The sequence below is a fragment of the Paraneptunicella aestuarii genome (assembly GCF_019900845.1).
Lineage (GTDB): Bacteria > Pseudomonadota > Gammaproteobacteria > Enterobacterales > Alteromonadaceae > Paraneptunicella > Paraneptunicella aestuarii.
Genome location: NZ_CP074570.1, coordinates 2,641,268 through 2,648,228, shown reverse-complemented (window position 1 = coordinate 2,648,228; position 6,961 = coordinate 2,641,268). Strand labels below are relative to the sequence as shown.

5 protein-coding genes are annotated in these 6,961 nt (G+C 40.0%); all 5 read left to right on the top strand.

The genetic code is table 11. The features are described from left to right. Positions 1–1,293 precede the first annotated feature (1,293 nt). The 5 genes from KIH87_RS10490 (at position 1,294) to KIH87_RS10470 (ending at position 6,959) form a co-directional block, all read left to right on the top strand. A complete protein-coding gene (locus KIH87_RS10490) occupies positions 1,294–1,863 on the top strand; it encodes a YdeI/OmpD-associated family protein (protein WP_232357845.1) in 570 nt (189 codons plus the stop codon). Between the two features lie 163 nt (positions 1,864–2,026). Continuing rightward, positions 2,027–3,202: an ACP S-malonyltransferase gene (gene fabD / locus KIH87_RS10485; RefSeq protein WP_232357844.1), complete on the top strand. Its 1,176-nt coding sequence runs from the start codon at positions 2,027–2,029 to the stop codon at positions 3,200–3,202. 239 nt (positions 3,203–3,441) lie between these two features. Further along, positions 3,442–4,881 carry a PfaD family polyunsaturated fatty acid/polyketide biosynthesis protein gene (locus KIH87_RS10480; RefSeq protein ID WP_232357843.1) on the top strand — a complete coding sequence of 480 codons (1,440 nt, stop codon included), beginning with the start codon at positions 3,442–3,444 and terminating at the stop codon, positions 4,879–4,881. A 39-nt stretch (positions 4,882–4,920) separates the two neighbouring features. Further along, the gene (locus tag KIH87_RS10475) at positions 4,921–6,180 is read left to right on the top strand and encodes a hydroxymethylglutaryl-CoA synthase family protein (protein ID WP_232357842.1); all 1,260 of its coding nucleotides are present in this window, start codon (positions 4,921–4,923) and stop codon (positions 6,178–6,180) included. Next, on the top strand, positions 6,168–6,959 hold the full coding sequence (locus KIH87_RS10470) for an enoyl-CoA hydratase/isomerase (protein ID WP_232357841.1): 792 nt from the start codon (positions 6,168–6,170) through the stop codon (positions 6,957–6,959). Before KIH87_RS10475 ends, KIH87_RS10470 begins: the two co-directional genes overlap by 13 nt. The last annotated feature ends 2 nt before the right edge of the window (positions 6,960–6,961 follow it).

Genomic DNA, 6,961 nt, shown 5'->3' with positions numbered 1-6,961 from the left:
CTTGTTTTAATTGTACTAGCTCAGACTTGATCTGACAGTTACCCAGTTTTTCTGGTGCCGTTGTCAGATTAGATTTGAGCTAAATTCTTTTCAGCCCAAACCCGTTTTCCATCAGTTAATGTTTCCATTGGTGTTCTACCGCAGCACATTCGCCAACGCTTTGAGAGAAAGAGCCAAAGCCCTCAAAATTAACCTGTTAAATCCGGTAGCTAAAATATCCCTTTGTTTCAGTCAATGACGTATTTAATAGTTTTCCATTTATATTCAGGTGAATTTAATAATTATATTTTGACTTCTATGCATGAGTAATAATCATAGGATTGCAATAATTCTCGCCTCATTCCTCTACTGGTTACATCGCCCAAGAAATCATCAAGTGTTAAAATAATGTTAAGTTTCTTTATTGATTGGAATCAAATAATTGTGTTTGATTTTAATTTAGTCATTATTTGATACTTTATTGCCCTTGATGGTTAATTTTTTTTTGGTTAACATAAGCGCGATTTTTTCTTATATCGAAAAAAAGTGAATGATTATTTGGCTTTTTTCAGATATTCGCTCTTAAAGTAAAGGTAAGTAAATAATCGGCTTTGATGCCTTCTCAGCTTTGGTTGGTGAGGTTTGGCTGGTTCTGAAGTGGTGTTTTTTAATGCTGCTTATTTTTTAATTGCCAAAATATAGTGTTGTTAATACAGCTGGCTTTTTTAAAAGCAAATTAGTGATAAGGATATTTTAAGTTCATCTCTAAATTCAAAATCCTTAAGAGCTGAAGCTCTTTATGTTGTATGTATTGCTGTAAATAAAAATAGATTTGAAGGCTTTGTATGTAATAGAGAGATATATGCGAAGTCAAAAAAGGAAGAAAAGTATCAATAAGTAATGATTTGAAAATGTTTAATGATTAATCATTTTCTTATGGATTTTTTGATACCCCTTATCACTAGTTGTAGTTGTTGATTATATTGGGTGGACTCAAGGGCGGTAGCATGTCTGAATGAATCAAACCAGTAATCCCCATATCCTGAGACACTCTAAAGTAATGGATAATATTCATACGGTTATACTTAAACTCTCAAATATCAGTTGGAGTCAATTAAAGTATGATTCGGCAGTGCATGCGACATTTAAAATAAATCTTTGATGTAAAAACAGTTTAGCTTATTTCTTCAACAATAAGACTCCATTTCACGTAATGAATACGGAATAGACTTCTTTCTAAGGTGAATTATTTGTATCCTATAAAGCAGCTATATTGAACGGTAGAAATAATTTAATCTAATTGGAGGCTTTAGGGTGTTAGATATACTCTTTTTCAAAGAGTCAGAAGAGTTTAGCGAATGGTTAGAGCAAAATCATAGAAAGGCAAGTGAAGTCTGGGTTGGTTTTTATAAAAAAGAATCAGGAAAAGTTTGCCAAACATGGTCTGAGTCTGTTGATGTTGCGCTTTGCTTTGGATGGATTGATGGATTACGAAAAAGCATTGATGAACAGAGTTATAAAATTCGTTTTACGCCACGAAAGTCGGATAGTGTCTGGAGTGCGGTCAATGTTAAGAAAGTCGAGGAATTGATAAAGCTTGGAAAGATGAAGCCGGAAGGCTTGAAGCTATTCAATAGCCGGACAGACTCCGAAGGTTACTCTTCTGACAAGAGAAATTTAGAGCTTGATGACGAATATGAACAAAAGCTCAGGGAGAATCCAAAAGCATGGCAGTATTTTTCTGATCTTGCACCATCATACAAACGAGACACTATATGGTGGGTAATGAGTGCCAAAAGAGAAGATACTCGTCTTCGCCGTTTGGATGTTCTCATTACATCATCGGAAGAAGGGAAAAAAATCCCATTCCTTGGTGGTAAATAGCCTATCACTCACAGAGATTGGTTGCTTTGGTAAGAAAAAGAGTCTTGTGTTTTCAAGGCTATTATTTTTCTTTATATCTCACAATGTTCCTGTCCCCGTATTCATATATTTGAATAAATAGATTTTGAAATGCACCACAAATGTATTTTGAAGGAGATGATTAATGAAAACATATATGTTTCCTGGTCAAGGTTCTCAGTCGAAGGGGATGGGAGAAGGGTTGTTTGAGCGATTTGCTGAGTTAACAAAGAAAGCAGATAATATCCTTGGCTTTTCCATTAAAGAGTTATGCCTTGAAGATCCGGGTAAAAAGATTAATGAAACACAATTTACCCAACCTGCACTTTATGTTGTCAATGCACTTTCATATTACAAAGCGTTGCAAGATACGGGTGTGGAGCCGGATTTTGTTGCCGGGCATAGCCTTGGCGAGTTTAACGCCTTGCTTGCCGCTGGGGGCTTTGATTTCGAGACTGGACTAAAGCTCGTAAAGAAAAGAGGAGAATTAATGAGCCAGGCCCCGGAAGGTGCTATGGCTGCCATTTTACGTGGCTCTAAAGAACAAATAGAGTCAGTTTTGGAGAAGAACGGTTTACATAATATCGATCTGGCTAATTATAATACGCCGTCTCAGATCGTCATTTCTGGAGCAAAGAAAGAAATTGCTCAGGCACAGGCCTGTTTTCAAGAAGCTGGAATGGCATATTATCCCCTCAATACCAGTGGTGCTTTTCATTCTCGATTTATGGAGCCTATAAAAGAACAGTTTTCTGAGTACCTAAAACAATTTGAGTTTTCAGAGCTTAAAATTCCGGTTATCTCCAATGTGACGGCGAGACCTTATAATAACGAAGATGTGGTTAAAAACATGTCTGCACAATTAGCCTCTGGGGTACGCTGGTCTGATAGTATTCAGTATCTCATCAATCATGCTAAAAGTGCCTCTGATGAGATGGAGTTTGTAGAGATAGGGAGTGGTGATGTACTGACAAAAATCTATCTTTCAATTTTGCGAGAGCTACCCAAGGTCGATTCTGCCCAGGACGACGCCAAGGAAACGCTGGTGAAGACAAATGCTTATGCTGTTAACAGTAAGGTTATAAATGCAGCTTCTACGGGCTATAGCAATACGCCGATTGATCAACTGACGTTTGCACAACAGAAAGTTGACGAGTGGAACCGTAACAATCCGGTGGGAGTAAAGGTTAAGTCCAATTTTGATCAATTTGGTGAGTTGGAAACCAAAAGCCATGCCGTAGTTTTATTTGGTCATAGAGCGGCGATTTATATGAAAGGGTATCGTGGTTATTTTGATCTTGATGAAATCACATTGGTGTAAGTGTTTGAAAACTAAGTAACATCTTTACACTTCAGTCACCCATAAGCCTCCCCAACTATTTAGTTTAAAGACATATCACGTATTGTTGATGGTTGGTGGGGAGGTTGCTAGAAAAATACTCTTAATCCATTTTAGATGCTGAGCGCTTGTTAATTAACCCGAGCACGGGGTAATTATCACAATTATTATTCTTTTCCCTTTTCAACCAAGGGCAATCTGCATCATCAAATAGCAAACCAATGCAAAGAAAAATTATGCCGATACAAACAACAGGATTAAATGCAGAACATAAAACATATAGTCCTGAGGAACATGATATTGCCGTTCATCCCGAGGATTTGGGTGCAAATAGTTTTCGTGAACGCTACAACATTAAATATGCATACCTTACAGGAGCTATGTATAAAGGAATTGCGTCTAAAGAGCTGGTCATTGCCGTAGCTAAAGCTGGCCTTATGGGCTTTTTAGGTACTGCCGGTATGAGCCTTGAGAGAATAGAAAAGGAAATTCAGTTTATTCAGCAAGAGCTTGGTTCTGAGCACAGTTATGGAATGAATTTACATTCCCATTTAGATCACCCTGAGGTCGAAATGGATACTGTAAACCTCTATCTCAAATATGGGATAACTTGCATAGAAGCTGCTTCTTTTATGCAAATGACACCAGCGTTGATTTATTACCGCTTAAGTGGGCTTCATCAAAAAAGCGATTCAACAATAGAATGTCGCAACAGGATTATTGCAAAAATATCTCGTCCTGAAGTCGCCCGTGCATTTTTGAGTCCACCACCAGAGAGGTTAGTCCTCAAGTTACTTAAAGAAGGCAAAATCACGCAGCAACAAGCTGACATGGCTAAGCACATATCCATGAGTGATGATATTTGTGTTGAAGCTGATTCGGGTGGGCACACTGATCAGGGAATTGCCTCTGTGTTGCTTCCCTCTATGCAAAGCTTAAGAAAAGAAATCGAGCAGGAACGACAATCGGCTCACAAAATCCATATCGGGTTAGCTGGCGGTATCGGCACACCGCAAGCGGCTGTCGCAGCCTTCATGATGGGGGCTGACTTTATTCTTACTGGTTCCATTAATCAGTGTACGGTAGAGGCGGGAACCAGCGATTATGTTAAGAATCTACTGCAAGATATCAATGTACAAGACACGGATTATGCGCCTGCGGGAGACATGTTTGAAGTAGGGGCAAAAATCCAGGTACTTAAGAAAGGGATATTTTTCCCTTCAAGAGCGAACAAACTATTTTCACTTTACAGTCATTACAACAGTTGGGATGAAATACCTGAAAAAATCAGGCATCAGGTGGAAAATAAATATTTTCAGAAATCTTTTGATCAAGTTTGGCAAGAAGTTCAATCCCATCATCAACGTAAAAATCAGCACGCAACTTTGGAAAAAGCGGCCAAGAACAGCAAGCATAAAATGGCGTTAGTTTTTCGTTGGTATTTTGCCTATGCCAATCAGCTAGCTTTCACTGGAGATGAAAAAAACCAAGTTGATTTTCAAGTGCATACAGGCCCTGCGCTGGGTGCTTTTAATCAGTGGGTTAAGAACACTCATTTGGAATCGTGGCGTAACCGACACGTTGATCAAATTGCCGAAAAACTGATGCGTGAAACGGCTGAGTTACTGAATAGCCAAATTATCAACTTGATCAAGCGCTAAATATCTTAAATCAATCATTTAATACCCTGGAACAAGAATATGAGTTTAGTTGGAATTGAAGCAATGAACTTTTTTGCTGGCACGACATGTTTAGATGTAGAAAAGCTGGCACGATACCGTAATTTGGATATGAGTCGTTTTGAAAACTTACTCATGAAGCAAAAAAGTATTGCGCTTCCTTACGAAGATCCGATCTCGTTCGCAGTGAATGCAGCGAAACCTATCATTGATGCTTTAACCCCTGAAGAAAAAGACAGTATTGAAATGGTCATTACCTGTACTGAATCAGGTATTGATTTCGGTAAATCAATGAGCACCTACTGCCATGACCTTTTGGGGTTAAATCGAAACTGTCGCTTATTCGAATTAAAAAACGCTTGTTATTCTGGCGCTGCCGGATTTCAAACTGGCGTTAACTTTATTCTGTCACAAGCTTCTCCAGGCGCTAAAGCATTAGTTATCGCGACGGATATTTCTCGTTTCATGGTTGAAGAAGGTGGTGACGCCTTGAGTGAAGATTGGTCGTTTGCTGAACCTACAGGTGGTTCCGGGGCTGTGGCCATGTTGATCAGTGACAAGCCACATATCTTTCAGGTCGATGTCGGTGCTAATGGCTATTATGGTTACGAGGTAATGGATACCTGTAGACCTTCCCCTGACGCAGAAGCGGGTGACGCAGATCTATCATTATTGTCCTACCTGGATTGCTGTGAAAATGCGTTTTTGCAATATAAAAAGCGCGTTGAAGGCGTTGATTATGTCGACAGCTTTGGTTATCTCGCTTTTCATACCCCGTTTGGCGGCATGATCAAAGGGGCACACCGAAACATGATGCGAAAAATGGTTAAGGCAAAACCTGATGTCATAGAAGCCGATTTTCAGCGTCGTGTAACCCCGGGCCTTACTTTTTGTCAACGGGTAGGGAACATCATGGGAGCAACTGCGATGTTCTCTCTGGCTAGCACCATATACAACGCTAAGTTAGATAGCCCACAACGTATCGGAGTATTTTCATATGGTTCCGGTTGTTGTTCAGAGTTCTTTAGCGGGGTTGTGAGACCAGAAGGGCAGGCTCGTCTTCGTGAACAAAGGTTAAAAGAAGACCTGGATAATAGAGCCGAGCTTTCCATGGAAGAATATGAAGAGCTTCTTGCCAGAAGTCACTCTATTAAGTTTGGTACGCGCAACATGGTGTTAGACAGCAGCTTTATGACGCGTTCCCGAAGCGCCCTCGGAAAAGAAGTGTTGTTCTTAAAGCAGATAAAAGAATTTCATAGGGAGTATGAATGGGTATCTTAAATCCAGCTAAAGCCTACGAAACGATTCGAGTCAGCCTCAGAGACGATGTATGTACTATTCAGATTCATCGTCCCGAATCGAATAACACCATTAATAACCATCTCATTCATGAGATCACTGAAGTGCTTAACTTATGCGTTGAGTCTGTGAAAGTGGTTGTATTGGAAGGGTTGCCAGAGGTGTTTTGCTTTGGTGCTGATTTTAAAGAGATTCAGGAAGGGGTGGAAAATCCAGAGCAGCATGAGGAACAAGACCCCGAAACCTTGTACAACCTGTGGTTGCAATTAGCCTCTTGTCCTTGTGTTACTGTTGCCCATGTTCGAGGTAAAGCCAACGCAGGGGGCATTGGCTTTGTTGCTGCCTGTGATCTGGTTCTATGTGAAGAAAAAGCGGTGTTTAGTTTATCTGAACTGCTTTTTGGTTTGATGCCTGCTTGCGTCTTACCTTTTCTTATTCGTCGTATGGGCTTTTCAAAATCCAACTACATGACGTTAATGACACAGCCTATTTCCGCTAAACAAGCACATGAATGGGGCTTGGTGGATGCTGTTGAAGAGAATAGTGAAAATTTACTTAGACGGCATTTGTTGCGATTGAGACGATTATCCAAATCAGGGATTGCTCGCTATAAGCGTTACATGAATAAGCTTGATGATACGCTTACCGTAAGGAAGTTTGATGCGCTTGCTGCGAACAAAGAAGTGTTCTCTGACCCTGATAATTTGCACCTGATTGCACGGTATGCGCGCACAGGGAAATTCCCTTGGGAGGATGATTGATT